Annotated in this window: 17 protein-coding genes; 11 read left to right on the top strand and 6 right to left on the bottom strand. The window is 66.8% G+C overall.

Annotation, left to right across the window (positions count from 1 at the left end; all coding sequences use genetic code 11):
• Nucleotides 1–4 precede the first annotated feature (4 nt).
• Nucleotides 5–268 (top strand): 50S ribosomal protein L27, encoded by a 264-nt coding sequence (gene rpmA, locus O0J15_RS00770; RefSeq protein WP_005408558.1) that lies wholly within the window; start codon nt 5–7, stop codon nt 266–268.
• 177 nt (nt 269–445) lie between these two features.
• Entirely contained in the window at nt 446–1,498 is a 1,053-nt protein-coding gene (cgtA, locus tag O0J15_RS00765; RefSeq protein ID WP_058979862.1) for an Obg family GTPase CgtA, read from the top strand.
• A gap of 167 nt (nt 1,499–1,665) precedes the next feature.
• On the opposite strand, the gene rpsT is transcribed toward cgtA, so the two are convergent.
• Nucleotides 1,666–1,935 (bottom strand): 30S ribosomal protein S20, encoded by a 270-nt coding sequence (gene rpsT, locus O0J15_RS00760; RefSeq protein ID WP_005408560.1) that lies wholly within the window; start codon nt 1,933–1,935, stop codon nt 1,666–1,668.
• Nucleotides 1,936–2,051: 116 nt separating this feature from the next.
• Here rpsT and murJ point away from each other — a divergent pair, with 116 nt between their 5' ends.
• The 7 genes from murJ to O0J15_RS00725 all read left to right on the top strand — a co-directional run bounded on the left by murJ (nt 2,052) and on the right by O0J15_RS00725 (nt 11,695).
• Nucleotides 2,052–3,656: a murein biosynthesis integral membrane protein MurJ gene (gene murJ / locus O0J15_RS00755; protein WP_308304960.1), complete on the top strand. Its 1,605-nt coding sequence runs from the start codon at nt 2,052–2,054 to the stop codon at nt 3,654–3,656.
• A 75-nt stretch (nt 3,657–3,731) separates the two neighbouring features.
• Nucleotides 3,732–4,679: a bifunctional riboflavin kinase/FAD synthetase gene (locus tag O0J15_RS00750; protein WP_019659293.1), complete on the top strand. Its 948-nt coding sequence runs from the start codon at nt 3,732–3,734 to the stop codon at nt 4,677–4,679.
• A complete protein-coding gene (gene ileS, locus O0J15_RS00745) occupies nt 4,676–7,507 on the top strand; it encodes an isoleucine--tRNA ligase (RefSeq protein ID WP_308304922.1) in 2,832 nt (943 codons plus the stop codon). Before O0J15_RS00750 ends, ileS begins: the two co-directional genes overlap by 4 nt.
• On the top strand, nt 7,507–8,031 hold the full coding sequence (gene lspA, locus O0J15_RS00740; RefSeq protein ID WP_005408564.1) for a signal peptidase II: 525 nt from the start codon (nt 7,507–7,509) through the stop codon (nt 8,029–8,031). Before ileS ends, lspA begins: the two co-directional genes overlap by 1 nt.
• A gap of 27 nt (nt 8,032–8,058) precedes the next feature.
• Entirely contained in the window at nt 8,059–9,009 is a 951-nt protein-coding gene (ispH, locus tag O0J15_RS00735; RefSeq protein ID WP_019659291.1) for a 4-hydroxy-3-methylbut-2-enyl diphosphate reductase, read from the top strand.
• A 116-nt stretch (nt 9,010–9,125) separates the two neighbouring features.
• Entirely contained in the window at nt 9,126–11,009 is a 1,884-nt protein-coding gene (locus tag O0J15_RS00730) for a peptidase M61 (protein WP_308304921.1), read from the top strand.
• Entirely contained in the window at nt 11,006–11,695 is a 690-nt protein-coding gene (locus tag O0J15_RS00725; RefSeq protein ID WP_308304920.1) for a lysoplasmalogenase, read from the top strand. Before O0J15_RS00730 ends, O0J15_RS00725 begins: the two co-directional genes overlap by 4 nt.
• Before the next feature lie 59 nt (nt 11,696–11,754).
• Here the strand turns inward: O0J15_RS00725 and O0J15_RS00720 are convergent, their stop codons facing one another.
• The 5 genes from O0J15_RS00720 to O0J15_RS00700 are packed head-to-tail and all read right to left on the bottom strand — an operon-like array spanning nt 11,755 to nt 17,801.
• A complete protein-coding gene (locus O0J15_RS00720) occupies nt 11,755–12,474 on the bottom strand; it encodes a hypothetical protein (RefSeq protein ID WP_308304919.1) in 720 nt (239 codons plus the stop codon).
• Nucleotides 12,471–13,427 carry a hypothetical protein gene (locus tag O0J15_RS00715; RefSeq protein WP_308304918.1) on the bottom strand — a complete coding sequence of 319 codons (957 nt, stop codon included), beginning with the start codon at nt 13,425–13,427 and terminating at the stop codon, nt 12,471–12,473. The genes O0J15_RS00720 and O0J15_RS00715 overlap by 4 nt, the downstream gene beginning before the upstream one ends.
• A 47-nt stretch (nt 13,428–13,474) precedes the next feature.
• The gene (locus O0J15_RS00710; protein WP_171952318.1) at nt 13,475–16,270 is read right to left on the bottom strand and encodes a TonB-dependent siderophore receptor; all 2,796 of its coding nucleotides are present in this window, start codon (nt 16,268–16,270) and stop codon (nt 13,475–13,477) included.
• 11 nt (nt 16,271–16,281) lie between these two features.
• Nucleotides 16,282–17,250 (bottom strand): DUF4880 domain-containing protein, encoded by a 969-nt coding sequence (locus tag O0J15_RS00705; RefSeq protein WP_021202458.1) that lies wholly within the window; start codon nt 17,248–17,250, stop codon nt 16,282–16,284.
• Nucleotides 17,247–17,801 (bottom strand): RNA polymerase sigma factor, encoded by a 555-nt coding sequence (locus tag O0J15_RS00700; RefSeq protein WP_167692761.1) that lies wholly within the window; start codon nt 17,799–17,801, stop codon nt 17,247–17,249. Before O0J15_RS00700 ends, O0J15_RS00705 begins: the two co-directional genes overlap by 4 nt.
• Before the next feature lie 209 nt (nt 17,802–18,010).
• On the opposite strand from O0J15_RS00700, the gene O0J15_RS00695 reads away from it, so the two are divergent.
• Together O0J15_RS00695 and O0J15_RS00690 are read left to right on the top strand one after the other, a co-directional pair.
• On the top strand, nt 18,011–20,881 hold the full coding sequence (locus O0J15_RS00695) for an autotransporter outer membrane beta-barrel domain-containing protein (protein WP_308304917.1): 2,871 nt from the start codon (nt 18,011–18,013) through the stop codon (nt 20,879–20,881).
• Nucleotides 20,882–20,978: 97 nt separating this feature from the next.
• Nucleotides 20,979–21,974 carry a 2-hydroxyacid dehydrogenase gene (locus tag O0J15_RS00690; protein ID WP_308304916.1) on the top strand — a complete coding sequence of 332 codons (996 nt, stop codon included), beginning with the start codon at nt 20,979–20,981 and terminating at the stop codon, nt 21,972–21,974.
• The last annotated feature ends 7 nt before the right edge of the window (nt 21,975–21,981 follow it).

Genomic DNA, 21,981 nt, shown 5'->3' with positions numbered 1-21,981 from the left:
AGTCATGGCACATAAAAAGGGCGTAGGCTCCTCGCGCAACGGTCGCGACTCCAACCCGAAGTACCTGGGCGTCAAGATCTTCGGCGGCCAGGCCATCGAAGCCGGCAACATCATCGTGCGTCAGCGCGGCACCCAGTTCCACCCGGGCACCGGCGTTGGCCTGGGCCGTGACCACACCCTGTTCGCCCTCGTGGACGGCAAGGTGGAGTTCTCGGTCAAGGGCGCCAAGAAGCGCCGCACCGTCAGCATCGTCTCGGCCGACGCCTGATCCAGGCATCGCCGGCACCCGTGCCCCGGCATGGGAGTGCTGCATGAAGAGCCCCGCTTCGGCGGGGCTTTTCGTTAGAGTTGAAGCAAGACCGGCTTGGCCGGGTTACCGGCCCGCGGCCGGCATGACATTCAAGGTGGCGGCCAGCAGGCCGCGCCCATCGCAGGCATCGAAACAATGAAACTGGTAGACGAAGCAGAAATCGAAGTGTTCGCCGGCAACGGCGGCAACGGCTGCATTGGCTTCCGTCGCGAGAAGTTCATTCCGCTCGGCGGCCCGGACGGCGGCGACGGCGGTGCGGGCGGCAGCGTTTACATCCGCGCCGACGAAAACCTGAACACCCTGGTCGACTTCCGCCATGAGCGCATCTTCAAGGCGCAGCGTGGCGAGAACGGCATGGGTCGCCAGGCCTACGGCAAGGGCGGCGAAGACCTGACCATCACCGTGCCGGTCGGCACCGTGGTCATCAACGTTGCCACCGATGAAGTCATCGGCGACCTGACCCGGCACGGCGACCGCCTGCTGGTGGCCAAGGGCGGCCGCGGTGGCCTGGGCAACATGCACTTCAAGAGCTCGACCAATCGCTCGCCGCGCCAGGCGCTGCCGGGCGAGCCGGGTGAGGAGCGCACGCTGAAGCTGGAGCTGAAGTTGCTGGCCGACGTCGGCCTGCTGGGCTTCCCCAATGCCGGCAAGAGCACCCTGATCCGTGCCGTTTCGGCTGCAACGCCGAAGGTGGCCGATTACCCGTTCACCACGCTGTACCCGAACCTGGGCGTGGTGAAGGTGGAGAACCACCGCAGCTTCGTGATCGCCGACATTCCGGGCCTGATCGAAGGCGCAGCGGACGGCGCCGGCCTGGGTGCGCAGTTCCTGCGCCACCTGCAGCGCACCCGCCTGCTGCTGCACCTGGTGGACATCTCGCCGATGGAAGGCGGCGTGGAGGGGATTTCGCCGGTGGAGCAGGTGCGTGCGATCGAGCGCGAGCTGGAGAAGCACGATCCGGAGCTGCTGAACAAGCCGCGCTGGCTGGTGCTGAACAAGGCTGACCTGATGTTCGAAGACGAGGCGCAGGCCGCGGCCGAGCAGATCGTCGCCGAGCTGGGCTGGAAGGAGCCGTGGTTCCTGGTCTCCGCGCTGGGTCGCGAAGGTACCTTCCCGATCATGAGCCGGATCATGGCCTTCTTCGATCGCCAGAAGGAAGAAGAGCAGGAAGCCCGCGACGCGCAGTAATGCCGTTGTGGTTCCATGCGAAAAACCCGGCTTCGGCCGGGTTTTTCATTTGGTAGTGCTGGCCGCGCGGCTCCGCGGATCGCCCGGACCGCAGGCAACAAAAAACCCGGCCGGGGCCGGGCTTTTGCCTGCTGCCCAACCCAGGAGGGCAGGGCGGCAACGCCGGATCAGGCGGCCTTGAGGGCCTTGATGCGGTCGTTCAGGCGGCTCTTGTGGCGAGCAGCCTTGTTCTTGTGGATCAGGCCACGCGCGCTGAAGCGATCCAGGATCGGCTGGGCAACGGCGAAGGCGGCTTCGGCGCCGGCGGCATCGTTGGCGTCCAGCGCCTTGATCACTTTCTTGACAGCGGTGCGCAGCATCGAGCGCTGAGCCACGTTGCGCGCGTTGCGCACGACGGTCTGCTTGGCGCGCTTCTTGGCGGACTTGATATTGGCCACGGTGGTGGTTTCCTGAAAAATCGGTGTTATGGGAACAGCAAGCTAGCTAGTATGATGGCGTAAGAAATGCACGTCAAGTCGATTGTCAAGAGGGACGCTGAGTGAGTTCACCCAAGTTGTTGCGGGGCCTGCTGTCGTTCAGCAGCATGACCATGGTCTCGCGCGTTCTCGGACTTGTCCGGGACTTCGTGGTGACCACCACGTTCGGCACCAACGCCATCACTGATGCTTTCTGGGTCGCCTTCAGGGTACCCAATTTCCTGCGGCGTTTGTTCGCCGAGGGCTCGTTTGCCACCGCTTTCGTACCCGTGTTCACGGAAGTGAAGGAAACCCGCAGCCACGCCGAACTGCGCGAACTGATGGCGCGCACCGCCGGCACCCTGGGCGGGGTGCTGATGCTGGTCACCGCACTGGCCCTGATCTTCGCGCCGCAGCTGGCCTCGGTCTTCTCCAGTGGCGTCGATACCGACCCGGTCAAGCAGGGCCTGCTGGTCGACCTGTTCCGCCTGACCTTCCCGTTCCTGCTGTTCGTCTCGCTGACCGCACTGGCCGGCGGTGCGCTGAACAGCTTCCAGCGCTTCGCGATGCCGGCGCTGACCCCGGTCATTCTCAACCTGTGCATGATCGCCGGTGCGCTGTGGCTGGCGCCGCGGCTGGGCGGCACGCCAGAAAAGCAGATCCTGGCGCTGGGCTGGGCGGTGCTGGCGGCCGGCATCCTGCAGTTGCTGTTCCAGCTGCCCTCGCTGAAGGGCATCAACCTGCTGACCCTGCCGCGCTGGGGCTGGAGCCACCCGGGCGTGCGCAAGGTGATGACGCTGATGGTGCCGACCCTGTTCGGCTCGTCGGTGGCGCAGATCAACCTGCTGCTGGACACCGTCATCGCGGCCAAGCTGACCGATGGCTCGCAGTCCTGGCTGTCGCTGGCCGACCGCTTCCTGGAGCTGCCGCTGGGCGTGTTCGGCGTGGCGCTGGGCACGGTGATCCTGCCGGCGCTGGCCCGCCATCACGTCAGTACCGACCGCGAGGGCTTCTCGCGCTCGTTGGACTGGGGCCTGCGCATGACCCTGCTGATCTCGGCGCCGGCCATGCTGGGCCTGCTGCTGCTGGCCGAGCCGCTGATCGCGACCATCTTCCAGCACGGCCAGTTCAGTGCCTTCGATACCCGCATGACCGCGTTGTCGGTGTACGGCCTGAGCTTCGGCCTGCCGGCATTCGCCCTGCTGAAGGTGGTACTGCCGGCTTTCTACGCCCGCCAGGACACCAAGACGCCGGTGCGCGCGGGTGTGGCCGCGCTGGTGGCCAACATGGTGTTCAACTTCGCCCTTCTGGCGGTGTTGTACCAGGTGATGGTGCCGGACGAGCTGAAGGCGCAGGGCGTGATGGCGGCCATCGGCAAGCAGCCGGGCCTGCACCTGGCGCTGGGCATTGCCAGTGCGCTGTCCAGTTACCTGAACCTGGGCCTGCTCTGGTACTGGCTGGGCAAGACCGATGTCTACCGCCGCCGGCCGGGCTGGGCTGGCTATCTGCTGCGGCTGCTGCTGGCCTGCGCGGCCATGGTCGGGGTGCTGCTGGCCCTGCTGCACTGGCTGCCAGGCTTCTCGGCGATGACTGTGTGGGAGCGGATCGGCGCCCTGGCGCTGCTGGTCGGTGGCGGTGGCGCGACCTACGCGGTTGCCATGGTGGCGATGGGCTTCCGCCCGCGCGACCTGCGTGGGCATTGATCGTGCGCCGTGACGGCTATACTTCAGGGTTACACCATTGAAGCGGCGGCCCCGGTCGGGCCGGAACGAGAGTTGATGAGCAGGCTGTTCAGAAGCGTGGAGGGCGGGGCGCTGTTCCCCAACGGAAGCGTGGTCTGTATCGGTGCATTTGACGGCCTCCACCTGGGCCATCGTGCGCTGGTGCGCCACGCGGTTGCCCGCGCGCGCGCCTTGGGCGTGGCCGCAGTGGCCGTGGCATTCGAGCCGCTGCCGCGTGAATTCTTTTCCCAGGGCACGCCGCCACCGCGGCTGACCCTGGCCCGCAGCAAGGTCGAGATCCTGCGCGAGCTCGGTGTGGATGCGATCGGACTGCTGCGTTTCGACGCGGCGATGGCAGCGATGCCGGCCGAGGATTTCGTCCACCGGCTGCTGGCCCACCGCCTGGGCGCACGCGAAGTGTGGATCGGCCCGGAGTTCTGCTTCGGCAACCGCCGCCGTGGCGACCTGGCCCTGCTGCAGAAGATGGGCGCTGCACTGGGCTTCACCGCGGGCGAGATCGAAGCGGTGGATCTGCATGGCGAGCGCATTTCCAGCACCCGCATCCGCCAGCTGCTGCAGCAGGGCGACTTCGCCCGTGCCAACGACCTGCTGGGCCGTCCCTACGCGATCAGCGGCCGGGTGGTGCGCGGTCGACAGCTTGGCCGTACGCTGGGTTTCCCCACTGCCAACCTGCGTTTCCCGAAGACGCCGGCGCTGTCGGGTATCTACGCGACCTGGGTGCATGGTGTGTTCGACCAACCGTGGCCATCGGTGTCCAGCTTCGGCACGCGGCCGACGGTGGAGGGCGTGGAGCCGCTGCTGGAAGCCCACCTGTTCGATTTCCAGGGTGACCTGTACGGTCGCCACATCGACGTGGAATTCGTCGCCAAGCTGCGCGACGAAGAGAAGTTCAATGATCTGGCGGCGCTGACCGACCAGATGCACCGCGACGCCGAACAGGCGCGCGCCATCCTTTCCGAACATAGATTGCGAGCCACTGCGTGAGCCAGGACTACAAGACCACCCTGAACCTGCCAGCCACCGAATTCCCGATGCGCGGCGACCTGCCCAAGCGCGAGCCGGGCATTCTGGCGCGGTGGGAAGCGCAGGGGCTCTACCAGCAGCTGCGCGACAACGCCGCCGGCCGCCCGCTGTTCGTGCTGCACGACGGCCCCCCGTACGCCAACGGCCGCATCCACCTCGGCCACGCGGTCAACAAGATCCTGAAGGACATCATCGTCAAGTCGCGCTACCTGGCCGGCTTCGATGCGCCCTATGTGCCGGGCTGGGACTGCCATGGCCTGCCGATCGAGATCGCGGTGGAAAAGAAGTGGGGCAAGGTCGGCACCAAGCTCGACGCCGTCGAATTCCGCCAGAAGTGCCGCGAGTTCGCCGAAGAGCAGATCAATATCCAGCGCGTGGACTTCAAGCGGCTGGGCGTGACCGGTGACTGGGACAACCCGTACAAGACCCTGAGCTTCGACTTCGAAGCCAACGAGATCCGTGCGCTGTCCAAGGTCGTGGCCAACGGCCACCTGGTGCGCGGCGCCAAGCCGGTGTACTGGTGCTTCGACTGTGGCTCGGCGCTGGCCGAGGCCGAGATCGAGTACCAGGAAAAGGAATCGCCGGCGATCGACGTGGCCTACGCCGCACGCGATGCCCAGGCCATCGGCCAGGCGTTCGGCGTGAGCGTGCCGGCCGACGTCGAAGTGGCCGTACCGATCTGGACCACCACCCCGTGGACGCTGCCGGCCTCGCTGGCGGTGTCGCTGGGCGCGGAGATCCGCTACGTGCTGGCCGAAGGCCCGGCGCACAACGGCAAGCGCCGTTGGCTGGTGCTGGCTGCGGCGCTGGCCGAGCGTGCACTGCAGCGCTACGGCGTCGAGAACGTGGTGCTGCACGGTGAAACCACCGGCGCGGCGCTGGAGAACCAGCTGCTGGCGCACCCGTTCTACCCGGAACGCGGGATCCTGGTACTCAACGGCGACCACGTCTCCGACGAGGACGGTACCGGTGCGGTGCACACCGCCCCCGGCCACGGCCAGGAAGACTTCGTGGTCAGCCAGAAGTACGGCCTGCTGGACAAGTACAACGCCGGCCAGGTGACCCCGATCGACGGTCGTGGCGTGTACCTGGAATCGACCCCGCCGGCCGGTGACGTGGTGCTGGCCGGCCAGCACCTGTGGAAGGCGCAGGAGGCCATCGTCGGCGTGCTGCGCGACAACGGTTCGCTGCTGGCGTTCCATCCGATCCGCCACAGCTACCCGCACTGCTGGCGCCACAAGACGCCGGTGGTGTTCCGCGCCACCCCGCAGTGGTTCATTTCGATGGACAAGGCCAACCTGCGCAACGATGCGCTGGCCGCCATCGACACCGTCGGCTGGTTCCCGACCTGGGGGAAGGCGCGCATCCAGAGCATGGTCGACGGCCGCCCGGACTGGACCATCTCGCGCCAGCGCACCTGGGGCGTGCCGATCGCACTGTTCACCCACCGGCAGACCGGCGAGATCCATCCGCGTTCGGTGGAGCTGATGCAGGAGGTCGCCGACCGCGTCGAAGCCGAGGGCATCGACGTGTGGTACTCGCTGGATGCCGCCGAACTGCTGGGCGCTGAAGCCGCCGACTACGAGAAGGTCACCGACATCCTCGACGTCTGGTTCGATTCGGGCGTGACCCATGAAGGCGTGCTCGCCGCGCGTGGCTTCGGCAAGCCGGCCGACCTGTACCTGGAAGGTTCCGACCAGCACCGCGGCTGGTTCCAGTCCTCGCTGCTGACCGGCGTGGCGATCGACAAGCGCGCCCCGTACAAGCAGTGCCTGACCCACGGCTTCACCGTGGATGAGCACGGCCGCAAGATGTCCAAGTCGCTGGGCAACGGCATCGAGCCGCAGGACATCATGAACAAGCTGGGCGCGGACATCCTGCGCCTGTGGATCGCCTCGGCCGATTACAGCAACGAGATGTCGCTGTCGCAGGAGATCCTGAAGCGCAATGCCGATGCCTACCGCCGCCTGCGCAACACCGCACGCTTCCTGCTCGGCAACCTGGACGGCTTCGACCCGGCGCTGCACCTGCAGCCGCTCGAGCAGATGGTCGCGCTGGACCGCTGGATCGTGCATCGCGCGTGGGAGCTGCAGGAGAAGATCAAGGCGGCCTACGACGGCTATAACATGGCCGAGATCGTGCAGCTGCTGCTGAACTTCTGCAGCGTGGACCTGGGCTCGCTGTACCTGGACGTGACCAAGGATCGCCTGTACACGATGCCGACCGATTCGCACGGTCGCCGTTCGGCACAGAGCGCGATGTACCACATCGCCGAAGCGTTCACCCGCTGGGTCGCGCCGATCCTGACCTTCACCGCCGACGAGCTGTGGGGCTACCTGCCGGGCGAGCATGCTGGCCATGTGCTGTTCACCACCTGGTACGACGGCCTGGCGCCGCTGCCGGCCGATGCCCAGCTCAACGCCGCCGACTTCGACCAGCTGCTGGCCGTGCGCGAACAGGTGGCCAAGGTGCTCGAGCCGATGCGGGCAAACGGCGCGATCGGTGCCGCACTGGAAGCGGAGATCACCATTGCCGCCAGCGAGGAGCAGGCCGCGCGCTGGCAGCCGCTGGCCGATGAACTGCGTTTCCTGTTCATCAGTGGCGACGTGCAGGTGCGCCCGGCGACCACCGACGAGGTGTTTGTCAGTGCCCAGCCGACCAGCAAGGCCAAGTGCGTGCGCTGCTGGCACCACCGCGCCGACGTCGGCAGCAACGCCGATCATCCGGAACTGTGCGGCCGTTGCGTAAGCAACGTGACCGGCGCCGGCGAAGTGCGGAGCTGGTTCTGATGGCCGCGCCCCGTCCGCATCCGAACGCCCTGGTCTGGCTGCTGCTGTCGGCCGCCATCATCGGCCTGGACCAGTGGTCCAAGGCCTGGGTGCTGTCGAGCCTGCCGGAGTTCCAGCCGGTGGTGGTCATCGACGGCTTCTGGAACTGGTACCGCACCTACAACACCGGCGCGGCATTCAGTTTCCTGAGCGACGCCGGTGGCTGGCAGAAGTACTTCTTCACCGCACTGGCGATCGCCATCAGCGGCCTGATGGCGTGGTGGCTGCGCGGCACCGCGCGCGGCAACTGGAAGGCCGCGGTGCCGTATGCGCTCATCATCGGCGGCGCCATCGGCAACGTGATCGACCGCCAGGTGCACGGCCACGTGGTCGACTTCATCCAGTGGTACGTGGGCAGCTACACCTGGCCCTCGTTCAACATCGCCGACTCGGCCATCGTGGTGGGTGCCATCGGCATCGCCCTGTTTGGCCTGTTCGACGGCAAGTCCGCCAAAAAGGCGGATAATGCCAATCCGAAACCGTAAGCCGGCCGCTGCCGGGAGATTGAACTGATGGATGTGCTGCTCGCCAACCCGCGTGGTTTCTGTGCCGGTGTCGATCGTGCGATCGAGATCGTCAAGCGCGCGATCGAAACGCTGGGCGCGCCCATCTACGTCCGCCATGAAGTGGTGCACAACCGCTTCGTGGTCGACGACCTGAAGCAGCGCGGCGCGATCTTCGTCGAGGAACTCGACGAAGTGCCGGACAACAACACGGTGATCTTCAGCGCCCATGGCGTGTCCCAGGCCGTGCGCCAGGAAGCCGAGCGCCGTGGCCTGAAGGTGTTCGACGCCACCTGCCCGCTGGTGACCAAGGTCCACTTCGAAGTCGCCCGCCACTGCCGTGCCGGCCGTGACGTGGTGTTGATCGGCCACGCCGGTCACCCGGAGGTGGAAGGCACCATGGGCCAGTGGAACCGCGAAGCCGGCACCGGCCAGATCTACCTGGTGGAAGACGTGGAGCAGGTTGCCACGCTGCAGATCAACCAGCCGGACAACTTCGCCTACACCACCCAGACCACGCTGTCGGTGGATGACACGCGCGGCATCATCGATGCGCTGCGCGAGCGGTTCCCGGCGATGCAGGGCCCGAAGAACGACGACATCTGCTACGCCACGCAGAACCGCCAGGATGCCGTGCGCGATCTGGCCAAGCGCTGCGACCTGGTGCTGGTGGTCGGTTCGCCGAACAGCTCCAACTCCAACCGCCTGAGCGAGCTGGCCCGCCGTGAAGGCGTGGAGTCGTACCTGATCGATGGCGCGCACGAGATCGACCCGGCGTGGGTGGCGGGCAAGCAGCACATCGGCGTGACCGCTGGCGCCTCGGCGCCGCAGGTGCTGGTCGACGGCGTGCTGGCACGCCTGGCCGAGCTGGGTGCAAGTGGCGTGTCCGAGCTGGACGGCGAGCCGGAATCGATGGTGTTCGCGCTGCCGAAGGAACTGCGCCTGCGCCTGGTCGACTGACCGGGAAAGGCCTCATCCACGCATGGCGTGGATAAGCACATCCATGACCTTTGGCCATGGGGCCGGCCATCGCACAGGCCTAGCATCGGAGGATTCTCCGATGCTGGAAGTTGCCGATGAAGACCCGTGCCCTGGCGATGTCGTTGCTGTTCGCGCTGGCCGCCACGCCCGCGCTGGCGCAGGCCTCGCCATCGGGTGATGCCGCAGCCCCAGGCCTGCTGCGCATCGATGTGGATGCACGTGACCTTGCCCGTCGCATCTTCAAGGTGACCGCCACCGTGCCGGTCAAGCCCGGTCTGGTCACCCTGCTGTACCCGCAGTGGATTCCCGGCAACCATTCGCCCACCGGCCCGATCGACAAGCTGGCCGGCCTGCGCGTGACCGCCAACGGCAAGCCGCTGGCCTGGCAGCGCGACCAGTACAACGTCTATGCGTTCACGGTGGACGTGCCCGAGGGCGTCAGCGAGATCGTCGCCCACTTCGATTTCCTGTCCTCGCAGGGCGGCAGCCAGGGGCGGGTGGTGATGACCCCGGAAATGCTCAACCTGCAGTGGAACGCCAATTCGCTGTATCCGGCCGGCGTAGATGCGCGCAACCTGCAGGCGCAGGCCAGCGTGACCCTGCCCAAGGGCTGGTCGTTTGCCACGGCGCTGGAAACCGCGCACCGCGACGGCGATACCGTGGTGTTCAAGCCGATCTCGTATGACCATCTGGTCGATTCGCCGTTGTTTGCCGGCGAGCACTACCAGCGCATCGATCTCGATCCGGGCGCGAAGGTGCCGGTGCACCTCAATGTGTTTGCCGACGAAGCCAAGTCGCTGAAGCCGACCGACGCGCAGATCACGATGCACCGCGCGCTGGTGCAGCAGGCCGACAAGCTCTATGGCGCGCGTCACTACAACCATTATGAATTCCTGCTGGCCTTGACCGATCGTCTTGGCGGCATCGGCCTGGAGCATCACCGCTCCAGCGAGAACAGCGCCGACCCGGGTTACTTCACCGAGTGGGACCGCAACGCGTGGATGCGCGATCTGCTGCCGCACGAGTACACCCATTCCTGGAACGGCAAGTACCGTCGCGGTGCCGACCTGGCCACTGCCAACTTCAACGTGCCCATGGGCGACAGCCTGCTGTGGGTGTACGAAGGGCAGACCCAGTTCTGGGGGCAGGTGCTGGCGGCACGCTCGGGGTTGTGGTCGGCTGCGCAGGCGCGCGACATGCTGGCCAATGTGGCCGCGACCTATGACCGTGGCCGCCCGGGCCTGGCCTGGCGTCCGCTGCAGGACACCACCAACGACCCGACCATCGCCCAGCGTCGCACGCTGCCGTATCGCAACTACCAGATGAGCGAAGACTACTACTCCGGCGGCCAGATGCTGTGGCTGGAAGTGGAAGGCAAGCTGCGCGAACTGAGTGGCAACCGCCGCAGCCTGGATGACTTCGCGCGCGCCTTCTTCGGCGTCGGCAATGGCGACTGGGACGTCAACCCGTACACCTTCGACGACGTGGTCGCGACCTTGAACGGCATCGCGCCGTACGACTGGGCGACGTTCCTGCGCGGGCGCCTGGACGGCCACGGCGCGTTGACCGGTGGCCTGGAGCCGGCGGGCTGGAAGCTGGTCTACCGCGATACGCCGAACGATGCCTACAAGGCGCAGGAGAAGCGCGCCAAGGCCGCATTGCTGGCGTACTCGCTGGGTGCGGCGGTGCTCGACAACGGTACGGTCGGCGACGTGATCTGGGACAGCCCGGCCTTCAACGCCGGCCTGGCGCCTGGCATGAAGGTGATTGCCGTTGGCGGGCGTGAGTACAGCAGCCAGCGCTTGAAGGATGCGGTAGCTGCGGCGGCGAAGGACAAGGCGCCGATCGTGTTGCTGGTGAAGCAGTTCGATCGGATCGACTCGATGAACATCGACTACCACGGTGGCCTGCAGTACCCGGTGCTGGAGCGCATTGCCGGCAAGCCTGATCGCCTTGCGGAGCTGTGGAAGCCACGATGAAACCGCGCGCCGGCGATGGCGTGATCCTGCTGATGGCGATCCTCGCCATCATCGGTGCGTTCCTGTACGGTGACGGGCGCTGGCTGCATTGGCTGGCGAAGCCGGCGACCACGCTGCTGATCGCTGCCATCGCCTGGCGTGTGCATGATCCGGCACAGCCGTTCTACCGCCGCGCGGTGCTGGCCGGCATGCTGCTGTCGTGCGTGGGCGACATCGCGCTGATGCTGCCGATGGACGCGTTCGTACCGGGGCTGGTGGCGTTCCTGCTGGCGCACCTCTGCTACATCGTCGCCTTCCGCGATGGCCTGCGTGCCGGGCGTGGGCTGCTGGCCGCCAGCGTCCTGCTGGCGGCCTTTGCCGTACTCAATGTGCTTGGCCTGTGGCCGCACCTGCCGGTGCCGATGCGTGTGCCGGTGCTGGCATACGTGGTGGTGCTGGCATCGATGGCAGCGCTGGCCCTGGCACGGCAGTGGCGCAGCCCGCAGCCCGGTGCCGTGGAAGCCCGAAGCGCCCGCTGGGCCGCGGCAGGTGCATTGCTGTTCGTCGCCAGCGATTCCCTGCTGGCCTGGGACCGCTTCGCCGGTGGCCTGCCGTTGGCCAGCCTGCTGGTGTTGTCCACGTACTATGGCGCGCAGTACGCCATCGCCCGCTCGGTGAAACAGCAAAAAGGGGACGGAGGGGATTAAGTCGCAATCCGCACCAAGGCACATACGACTTAATCCCCTCCGTCCCCTTTTTGTGCGGCCTATCGGTGGTTCACGCCGCGCAGGGTGCCCTGCGCATCGAACTGCAGGCGCACGGATTCGCGGTCACCGGCCACTTCGTCCGGCAGCCATACCAGCTTGCCGCCCTTGCGCACGATCACATAGACGTGGCCGACTTCGGATGCGGGGTTCTGCAGGGCATTGCGTTGTTCCTGCAATGCCTGCGCCACGCGCGGCACGGCCTCGAAATCGATGCTGGCCAGGGATAGGCTGCTGCGCTGCAGGCTGATGGTCGGCGCGAACTGCTGCGGGTTCACCGGATTGCCCTTGCGCCACTGGCCACGTTCAAAGTGATAGCTGTCGACGTGGCCCGGCTGTTGCGGATCGACCAGATCCAGGTTGATGCGGCCATCGTCGTAGAAGTGGATGCTGTGGAAGACCGTCAGCCGCTGGCCGGCCAGTGCCGGCAGCTGCTCCAGTGCCTGACGGGCAGCCAGCAGGTAGTCCGCATCGAACAGGCGATTGTTGCGCTCGGGCGCCGCAGCGGTACTCGCCGCGGGGAAGGGCGCCGGGGACGGCACAAGCGATACGGGTTGTTCGCGCTGTGACTGAGACGGGACGGAGGGTGGCAACCGGTCCGGCTGTACCGAATGCCCCAGCGTTTCGCTGATGGTCTGCACTGCGCCGCCGGCAATGGCCGCGCCCGCCAGAACCAGCAGCAGTACCAGGAACACCGTGCGGGTGGAGGGAGGCTGCTTCATATTCCCTCCAGCCGCACGTTGCTGCGGTCATCCGGGTCGTACAGCAGCGTTACGTGCTCGCGCGGGATGTTGGCCAGTTCAATCAGCGGGATGAAGCGGCGCACGCGGGCCTGCTGCACGTTGCCTTCGCGGTCGATGTATTCCAGCTGAAACTCCACCTGTGGTTGTTCGTTGAGGTAGGTGCCGGTCTGACGGACCTTCAATACCCGGGCCTCCACGCCGATGCCGCGATACTTCAGCGCATCACCGCGGGCATCGGCGTGCAGCAGGCGGCCGAGCAGGCGCAGTCCCAGCGCATAGCCACACAGCACCAGCGGGCATACCAGCAGCGGGTGACCGAACGACAGGAAGGTCCAGCCCAGCCCCTCGTTCTGCAGCCGGTAGGCCAACACATAGGCAGCGGCAACGGCTGCGATGCCGAGTGCTGCACCGATGCCACGCCGCCACAGGCTGGCGACATTCAGTTCGGGCTGGGCGCCGTCCAGTACCACGTTCGGGAACGCGCCCGGCACCCGGCTCAGGCGTGCATCGACGTGCCTGCCGACGCCGAAGCGCTGCAGTTGCGGCTTGCTGTCGACTACCAGCAGCAGTTCGCGGATCGGCGTGCCGGACAGGTTCTTGAAGGACAGCTGCAGTTTCCATTGCGCGAAGCCACGCACCTGCACGCCGGTCTGTTCAGCGTGTTCGATCAGCGCATCGCGTGGTTCGCCATCGGCGAGGATGGAGCGAACGCGATGCAGGGCGCGTGGTGGGCCGAGCAGCAGGAAATGCAGGAACGCGAACAGCAGAGCGAGCCATGCAGCGAGCGACAGTGCCAGCAGCAACAGTGCCAGCCACGGTGCACTGCGATCAGCCAGCGGCACCGGCCACGAGGTGCCGAAATAGAGAATGCAGGGGAAGGGCAACGCGAAGAACAGCAGGAACGCGCCCCAGAACCAGAGATAGGCCTTCATGGGGGGAGGTGGCAGACCGGTGGAACAGGCCGCGTAGGTTACTACGCTCAGCGGAACTGCAGGGTAAGCAGGTAGTAGCGGCCGAGCGGATCATCCAGCCCCGGCATCTGCCCGCCATTGCCGACCAGGTAGTTCACCGGTTGCGTGTCGAGCACGTTGTGCACGTCCAGCGCCGCGACGACGCGCGGGCCGAGGCGGCGTGCCAGATGCAGGTTCCAGCGCAGCTGGCGCGGATTCATGCAGTGGTTCTGTTCGGCCTGATCCTGCGGGCATTCGGCCCCCGGCAGCCAGGCACGGGTGCGACCGACCTGGTTGCCGCGCAGGGCGACGTCCCAGTTGCTGTTCTGCCATTGCGCGTTCAACACCGCAGCCAGTTCGGGTGTCACATGGCCGCGCAGGTCCACGGCGGCCCCGTGGTCACGGCGCCGACGCAGTTCCTGCTGCTTCAGCGCATCGAGTGAGAACAACCATTGGCCGTTGCTGCCGCTGTCGATGCGGTATTCGCCACGCAGGACCCAGTTGCGGGAGGTGGTGCGGCCGATGTTGTCGAACGACAGGCGCAGGCTGCTCAGGTAGCCGTCGTCATCCAGCTCCCAGGTGCTGCGATTCCACACCGCGTCGCTTGGCTGCAGGGCGAGGATCTCGTTGCGCAGTTCCACGATGTTGTGGGTCAGCGACAACGAAAACGTGTCGTTGGGTGTCCATGTGGCGGCCAGCGAATGGCTGCGCGATCGCTCGGCCTTCAGTGCATCGTTCTCAACCACGTTGGCCGTGACGCTGCAGCCGCCACTGGCCGTGGCCATTGCACATTCAGGAAGGGCACTGGACACCGGAAGCGTGATCGACCCGAAGTAGCCCGGGGGGCGCCGTTGCTCGAACAGGCTCGGCGCACGGTAGCCGCGTCCGCTGGCCAGCAGGAACGACCAGTGAGGCGTCGGGGTCCAGCGCAGTCCGGCACGTGGCGAGAACGCCATGAAGCCGTCGTCGCGGTCCCAGCGTGCGGCCAGGTCCGCGCGCAGCGTGGGTGCCAGTGGCAGGCCCAGCTCGGTATAGACACCGATGCTTTGCCGCGACAGACGGCGTTGCTGCTGCGGCAAACCCAATGCAAGGTCGCCCTGGCTCAGCAGCGCATCCGGATGCGAGGTCCAGCGCTCATGGCGCAGGTCGATGCCGGTCGCCAGTTGCGCATTGCCCCCAGCCATCGCCATCAGCTCACGCTGCACGCCCCACCAGCCCTGCCACTGTGCAGTGCTGCCGCGGTTGCGGATGGATGGGAACAGCGCGTCCATATCGGCTGCCGGCGGCGCGTCGAAGCCGGGAATGAACCTGCGTGCCTGCGTTGCTTCAAGCAGCAGCGCCGTGCGCACCGTGCCTGCCGTGGACAAGGTGACTTCGCTGCGCTGCGCACTGATGCCGGCTTCCCAGCTGCGCCGGCCCTGGTCACGTCCGATGCCGAAGGTGACGTCCGTATCGGTGGCGCGGACCTTGGGACGCACGTTGCCGGCCTCACGCAGCACACTGTTGAAGGTGATGCCCCGCGACACCACCGCAACAGCGGTCGGGCCCAGGTCGAAGCGCTGGCGGTTGTGACTGGCCCGCACCTCGGCATAGGCATAGCGTCCCTCACCCCGTTCGTGCCGGTAGCGCAGGTAGGCCGACGCGGTATCCGAGGCCGGTTGCAGCGAACGCGGCCGGGCGCTGTCGAACCAGCAGCCGTCCTCGCGCCGCTCCAGGGGCGGCTCGCAGCGCCGCGCGGGCACGTACCAGTTGCCCAGGATCGCGCCGATCGGATACAGCGAGGTTTCCGCATGCCAGTCACGCTGGTCACCGGCGACATGTTCGACACGGTGCAGATCGAGACCGGCAAACCAGCGGTCTCCGTTGCCACGTGCGCCGCCCGTGGCGGCCTGCAGGCGGTACTGGCCCGCGTCGCCACGGCTGCTGAGCCCGGTCTGCAGCATGGCTTCGGGCCCATCGGCCTGGTCGCGCAGGATGATGTTGACCACGCCGGACATGGCATCGGCGCCATAGATGGCCGAGGCACCGCCGCGTACCAGTTCGATGCGGTCGACGAAGCTCAGCGGAATGCCGCCGAGGTCGGTCAGCCCACCCTGTTCCAGCGACACCATCGGATAGCGCGGCAGGCGCCGGCCATTGACCAGGAACAGCGTCGCCCGCGGTCCCATGCCATCGAGGCTGGTGGTGGCCGCTGCACCCACCGGCAGGTACTGCGAATCGCCGCCGCGCGAGGTGCTCATGGCAGGATGGCCGTTCATGCCGGGCAGGTGCCGCAGCAGGTCGAACAGGTTGCCGTAGCCACTGCGCAGGATGTCGTCACGATCAATGGTGGTGACCGGCAGCGTGGTCTGCACCGAAGAGCGTGGCAGCCGGCTGCCGGTGACGTGGATGGGAGCCAGTTCCACCTCGTGCGGCGTGTCGGCGGACCTGGGAGGCGGGCGCGGCAGACGCGGGGCGGTGAACGCTGCCGGCGGCTTGGCAGGCTCGGCATGGACCCGCCGCACGACAAAAGCACCCGAGGACGTGCGCAGGATGTTGACCGGCAGGCCGGCAACCAGTTGCTTCAGCGAAGCCCCGGTATCGCGCTGGCCACGGGTGCCATCGGTGCGCAGACCCTCCAGTTCACGTGCGTCGAACAGCAGGGCGGTGCCACTCTGCCGGGCCCATTGCTGCAGTGCCGGTACCAGTGGGCCGGCGCCCACGTCGATCGCCAGCGTGCCCGCGGGCGTGCCGGCATCGGCCATCGGTACTGCGGCAACGCCCAGGGCAAGGCATAGCAGGGCCCGGAGCAGCCCCCACTGCAGCGCACCCGGACCTGCCTTCACCGCCGGTCTCCTCAGTATGTGCGGCGCAGTTCCAGCGCGCCATCCGGACGCGTCTGGCCAGCCACGGACCACCCCAGTTCCAGCGCCGACAGCAGTTCCTGCGCATCGCCGGCACGGAAGGTACCGCTCACGGCCAGGCTGGCGATCTCAGGATCGGCGATCACCAGCGGCGTGCGGCCGTAACGGTTCATGCGTTCGACCACGATCGACAGTGGGGTGGCATCGAACACCAGTTGCCCCTGCAGCCAGCCTTCAGCGGCGGCAGTGGAGGAGAGGGCAGGGCCTGGCTGGATACGGCCGGAAGGCAGAACCTGCAGCTGCTGGCCGGGCGCCAGCGTGTGCTGCGCTGCGCCGCTGCTGACTTCGACGGCACCTTCCAGCAGCGCGACCTCGACCAGGCCGTCGCGCAGGCGTTCCACCTGGAAGGTCGTGCCGATGTCGCGGATCGTACTGTCGCCGGCGCGCAGTTGCAGCGCCTTGTTCGACGGTGCGACCTGCAGTTGCAGCCGGCCCTGCTCCAGCACCAGCTCACGATGGCGCCAGCCGAAGCGGGCGCGGAGAGTGGTGCCAGCATCCAGCATGGCGACGCTGCCATCGGCCAGTGTCTGCTGCTGTGGCTGGTGCGAATCATTGGCGTAGACCTGTGGCGTCGGGTTGCCGTCGACGGCAGCCATCCAGCCGATGCCGATCGCCATGCAGACACCGGCAGCAGCGGCCACGCCCGGCAACCAGCGCCGGCGCGGCGGACGCGCCGCGCGTGCCGCAGCGGTCCGCAGCCAAGGGTCAGCCGCAAGCCCAGCGCCCTGCTGGAACAGGGTTTCGGCCTGCACCCAGGCTTTGACGTGGGCCGGATCTTCGGCCAGCCAGTCCTCGAACGCTTCGCGTTCGGCCGACGTGCAGTCCGGGGCTTCCAGGCGGGCTACCCAGGCGCTGGCGCGTTCAAACAGCTGTGCATCATCCCTGTGCGGGGTGCCACTCATTGGCCGTCCCTGTCGTTGTGCAGCGGATCCGATCCCAACTCCTGACGCAGGCCCTGCAGGGCGCGGGCGATATGTTTTTCCACGGTCTTGGCAGTAATTCCACAATGCCGCGCGATCTGCGTGTAGCTCATGCCGGTGATGCGGTTGAGCAGATAGACCTCGCGTGCGCGTTCGGGCAGCTTGAACAGGGCCTGCCGCAGCAGGGACAGCATCTGCCCTGACTCGGCCTGGCGCAATGGATCGGGCGAGGAACTGGACGGTTCGTCGCTGCCATCGTGTTCGGCCAGCGGCAGATGCGGCCGCGACAGCGGTGAGCGGCCGCGGTCTGCCAGGCGGTTGCGGGCGATACGATACAGCAGCAGGCGCAGTTCGTCCGGGCCCTGTGCGCGGTAGCGGATCAGCCGCTCCATGCAGTCCTGCGCGATATCCTCCGCATCCTCAGGCCCAACCCCCCGCGTGCGCAGGAACGCGCACAGCGGTGCGCGCTCTTCGCGCACGAACGCGATGAAGGCATCCGCAGGTGCGGGTAGCTCCGGCGCGCGATGGAGCAGGGGAGACGGGGTGGACAGGGCTGGCCTCGACGGTGGGTGGCGAATGCGTCGTCGAGTTTTACGCGACGATGACCGGATGGGGAAGAGTGTGCATCGATCGGATTCCCATTGTGAATGTATTCATTTTCCAGGATCCGTTCCACTGGGGGAGATCACCCCGCTGTGGCGTTGATCGTTCTACCCGCGTGTTGCGGGTGGAGAGAGAGCACATGAAGTATTCGACGTTGAGCCTGGCCCTGGCCGGGCTGATGGGCGTTGCCGCCATAGCCGTGGTGGATGACGTCATGGCAATGAATTATCACGTGCAGGGCGATCGCATCTTCCTGAGTGGCGATGTGACCTACGCCGACGTGGTGTCCCTGCCGGCACTGCTGGCCAAGGCGCAGGCCGAAGGCCGGCCGGTCCGTGAGGTGGTGCTGCGCACGTCCAACGGTGGTGCGTTGATCGCCGGCGAGTGGCTGCAGGGCATCATCCGCACTTCCGGACTGAACACCATCGTGTCCGGCAATTGCATCTCGTCCTGCTCGATAATGCAGTCTGGTGGCGTCGAACGCTATCTGGCCGGCGATCTGCCGCTCATCGACTCGGTGCAGATCCACGCGGCCAGCAGCGGCGGCAAGGTGATCTACACGCCGTCGCCGCGCATGACCCAGATCTACACCGGCAACTACGGTGGTGGCATGGATGCCGGGCTGCTGCACAAGGCCATGTACGAAGTGGTGAAGCCGAACGGCCTGCTGGTGTTTCGCGATCCGGCACGCAGCACCGGTTCCTCGGTCACTTTCGACCCCGATGGCAGTGGCAGCAAGCTGGAGTCGTTCCCCGGCCAGGATATCTACAGCAACAGGATCATCACCGCGAACGGGTACCGCGATCCGGGCGACACCTTGAATGTCACCGCCAACGTGACCGGCGACATCAACCCCGGCTACCTGCGTACCGGACGCCAGTTGCAGGCGTTCGTCGATGATGATTTCGCGCGCTGGAATACCGACTGGCGATCCACCTACATCAATCTCGCGCAGAGCATCTACAACGCATCCAGCAAGGGTCCGCAGGGCATCGGTGCGCTGTCGGTGCAGGGTTACCTCAGTGACCCGGACATCCAGGACCTGTTGCTGTCCAAGCTGCGGCTGGCTGATCTGGATGTCTCCACGCTGGACAACGCCATGGGCGTGATCCGGGTGAGCAACGGCGCCACCTGGCGCACGTCCGCGACGACGGGTGCGGATTTCATGCTGGTCGACAATGGCACCATCGCGCTGGAAGGCGGTGCCCTGCGCGCATCGGAAGTGCGCGTGCTCGGCGCAGGCATGCTGGTCGGCCATGGCGACGTGGCGGGTACTGCGATGGACCGCGCTGCATTGCTGGACGGCACCGGCCCGTCGTACCGCGAAGACGGTTTCAACCGCCTGCGCGTGTTCGGCACGCTGATGCCGCGCGGTGGCGACCTGGTCACCCATGGCTACGTCAACATCATGCCGGGCGGCAAGGTGCTGTTCGACGTTACAGAGAATGGCGGCACCGCTGCAGGCCGCCTGCGCGTGGGTACCTTCTTCGATGACGAGCAGACCGAGGGGGCACTGGTGATCTCCAAGGGTGCCTTCCTCGAACTGAACGTGGCGCAGGGCTACTACGGCCAGGATTTCCGTCGTGATCTGGTTGAGGGCCCGATCTACCAGGGTGGCTTCGAAGAGGCCGTGCGCCTGGGTGACACCGGCTACAGTGCCAGCATCAGCGGTGATGTGTTCCGTCCCCGCCACAATTCGCTGTTGAGCTTCAACGTGAAGCAGACGGCCGACGGCCTGTGGCTGACCGCCAACCCCGGCTTTGACCAGCTGGGCCTGTTCGCCAACGGTACGTCCGGCGACGGCCTGGGCCGTGCGCTGGCGACGGCCTCCGATCGCCAGGACAAGGGGCTGAGATCGCTGCTGGGCGCACTGCAGTTCGCCGACCGCGATGTGATCGCACAACAGGCCGGTGCCCTGCGCGGTGATGCGCACGCCAGCCTGCGCCTGGCAGACACCGCACTGGTGGGCAGCATCGGCAACGTCGTGCAGCAGCACCAGTCGGCCATGCGCAGCGGCGGCGATGCCGATGGCCTGGCCTCGCAGGTGGCGCAGTCGGTCTCCTCCCAGCCGGGCATGCGCCATGGCAGCCTGTTCAACCAGCTGGCGATGCACCTGGTCGAACCGGCGCCGGGCAGCGTTGCGGGTAGCGGTGACGCCGGACGCAGCCATGGCATCTGGGCACGTGGTTTCGCCAGCCATGGCCGCATCGATGCCGACGGTGGCGTGGCCGGCCTGAGCCACAACATCGGCGGCATCGTGGTCGGTGCCGACACCCGCGTGGCCGATGACCGCGTGACCCTGGGCGCCAGCGTGGCCGCGGCGGACATGTCGACCAAGGCCAGCGATGGCTCTGGTTTCACCGGTGATGTGCGCGCGCTGGACGTGGGCGGTTACCTCGATGCGACGTACGCGCGCGGCTATCTGTCGGCGGCCGTGCGCTACACCGATCTGCGGCATGACACCCGTCGCAGCATCGGCGGTATCGATGGCCTGCAGCAGCCCCTGCGCGCGAAGTACAGCAACGATGCGATCTCCGCACGTGTTGAACATGCGTTCTCGTTCACCACCGGCAAGGGCCTGGTGATCCAGCCGTTGCTGCCGGTGGTGGACTACGCGCGCACTTCGGCCACCCGCTTCAACGAAGGGCAGGGCGCCGGTGCGCTGGTTGGCCGCAGTGGCAGCCTGGAGAGCATCCGCGTGGGTGCGGGCCTGCAGCTGTTCAAGACCTTCGAAGGCAACAACGGTGAGCGCATCACCCCGCGCGCCCGGGTGGTCTGGCAGAAGGAGCTGGGCGATTCGCAGGCCCGCTACAGCACCGGCTTCGCCGCAGCTCCGGATCTGGTGTTCGGCGCCAGCAGCCAGGCGGTGGGCGAGCAGGTGCTGGCCTGGAACCTGGGCGTGACCAGCCGTGCCAGCGAGCGGCTGTCGATCATGGCCGATTACGTGGGCGAGCGCCGCGACGGGCAGATCCAGAACGGCGTGATGCTGGGCCTGGGCTGCAGGTTCTAAGTGGCACCCGGCACCGGCGATGACGGCATCGCCGGTGCCATCCCAACGCGGGCGCTGCTGCGGTATGGTCGGTATGGCATTCCACCCAGGCCCATCCATGCAGATCGCCGTCTTCAGTGCCCGTCCCTACGACCGCCGCTTCCTTGATGAGGCGAACCAGCGCGATGCAGCTGGGGACGGCTTTGCGTTCGTGTACTTCGATGTGGCGCTGGACGTGCACACGGCGGCGCTGGCGCAGGATTGCGCAGCCGTATGCGTGTTCGTCAACGACCGCCTGGATGCGCCGGTACTGCACGCCCTGCATGCGGTGGGGGTGCGGGCCGTGCTGCTGCGATGCGCAGGTTTCAACAACGTGGATCTGGCGGTTGCAAAAGCGCTGGATCTGTTCGTCGCACGCGTACCGGCCTATTCGCCTGAAGCCGTGGCCGAGCATGCGCTGGCGCTGGTGATGACCCTCAGTCGGCAGACCCATCGCGCCTACAACCGGGTGCGCGAAGGCAACTTCATGCTCGATGGCCTGCTCGGGCGCACCCTGCATGGCCGCACCGTGGGCATCGTCGGTACCGGCAAGATCGGCCTGGCCACTGCGCGCATCTTCAAGGGCATGGGCTGCATCGTGCTGGGACACGACCCGTATCCGTCGGCTGCGTTCGGCGGAATCGGCGATAGGGTCGGGCTGGATGAACTGCTGGCACGTGCCGACATCGTGTCGCTGCATTGCCCGCTGACGCCTGAGACCCACCACCTGATCAATGACGCGTCGCTGGCGCGGATGAAGCCGGGCGCGATGCTGGTCAATACCTCGCGCGGCGCACTGGTCGATACCCATGCGGTGATCCGCGCGCTGAAGGCGCGCCGGCTGGGTCATCTGGCCATCGACGTGTACGAGCAGGAAAGCGCGCTGTTTTTCCAGGACCTGTCCGGCGAGATCATCGACGACGAGGCCTTCCAGCGCCTGATGACCTTCCCCAACGTGCTGGTGACCGGCCACCAGGGCTTCTTCACCGTGGAGGCGCTGCAGGAGATCTCGGCGACCACGCTGGGGAACCTGCGGGACTTTGCCGAGGGGCGGGTGTGTGCGAACCGGGTGTAGCGGGCTG

Source organism: Stenotrophomonas sp. Sm10 (assembly GCF_030985515.1).
Classification (GTDB): Bacteria; Pseudomonadota; Gammaproteobacteria; order Xanthomonadales; family Xanthomonadaceae; genus Stenotrophomonas; species Stenotrophomonas hibiscicola.
This window is presented reverse-complemented; position numbering and strand designations above follow the sequence as displayed.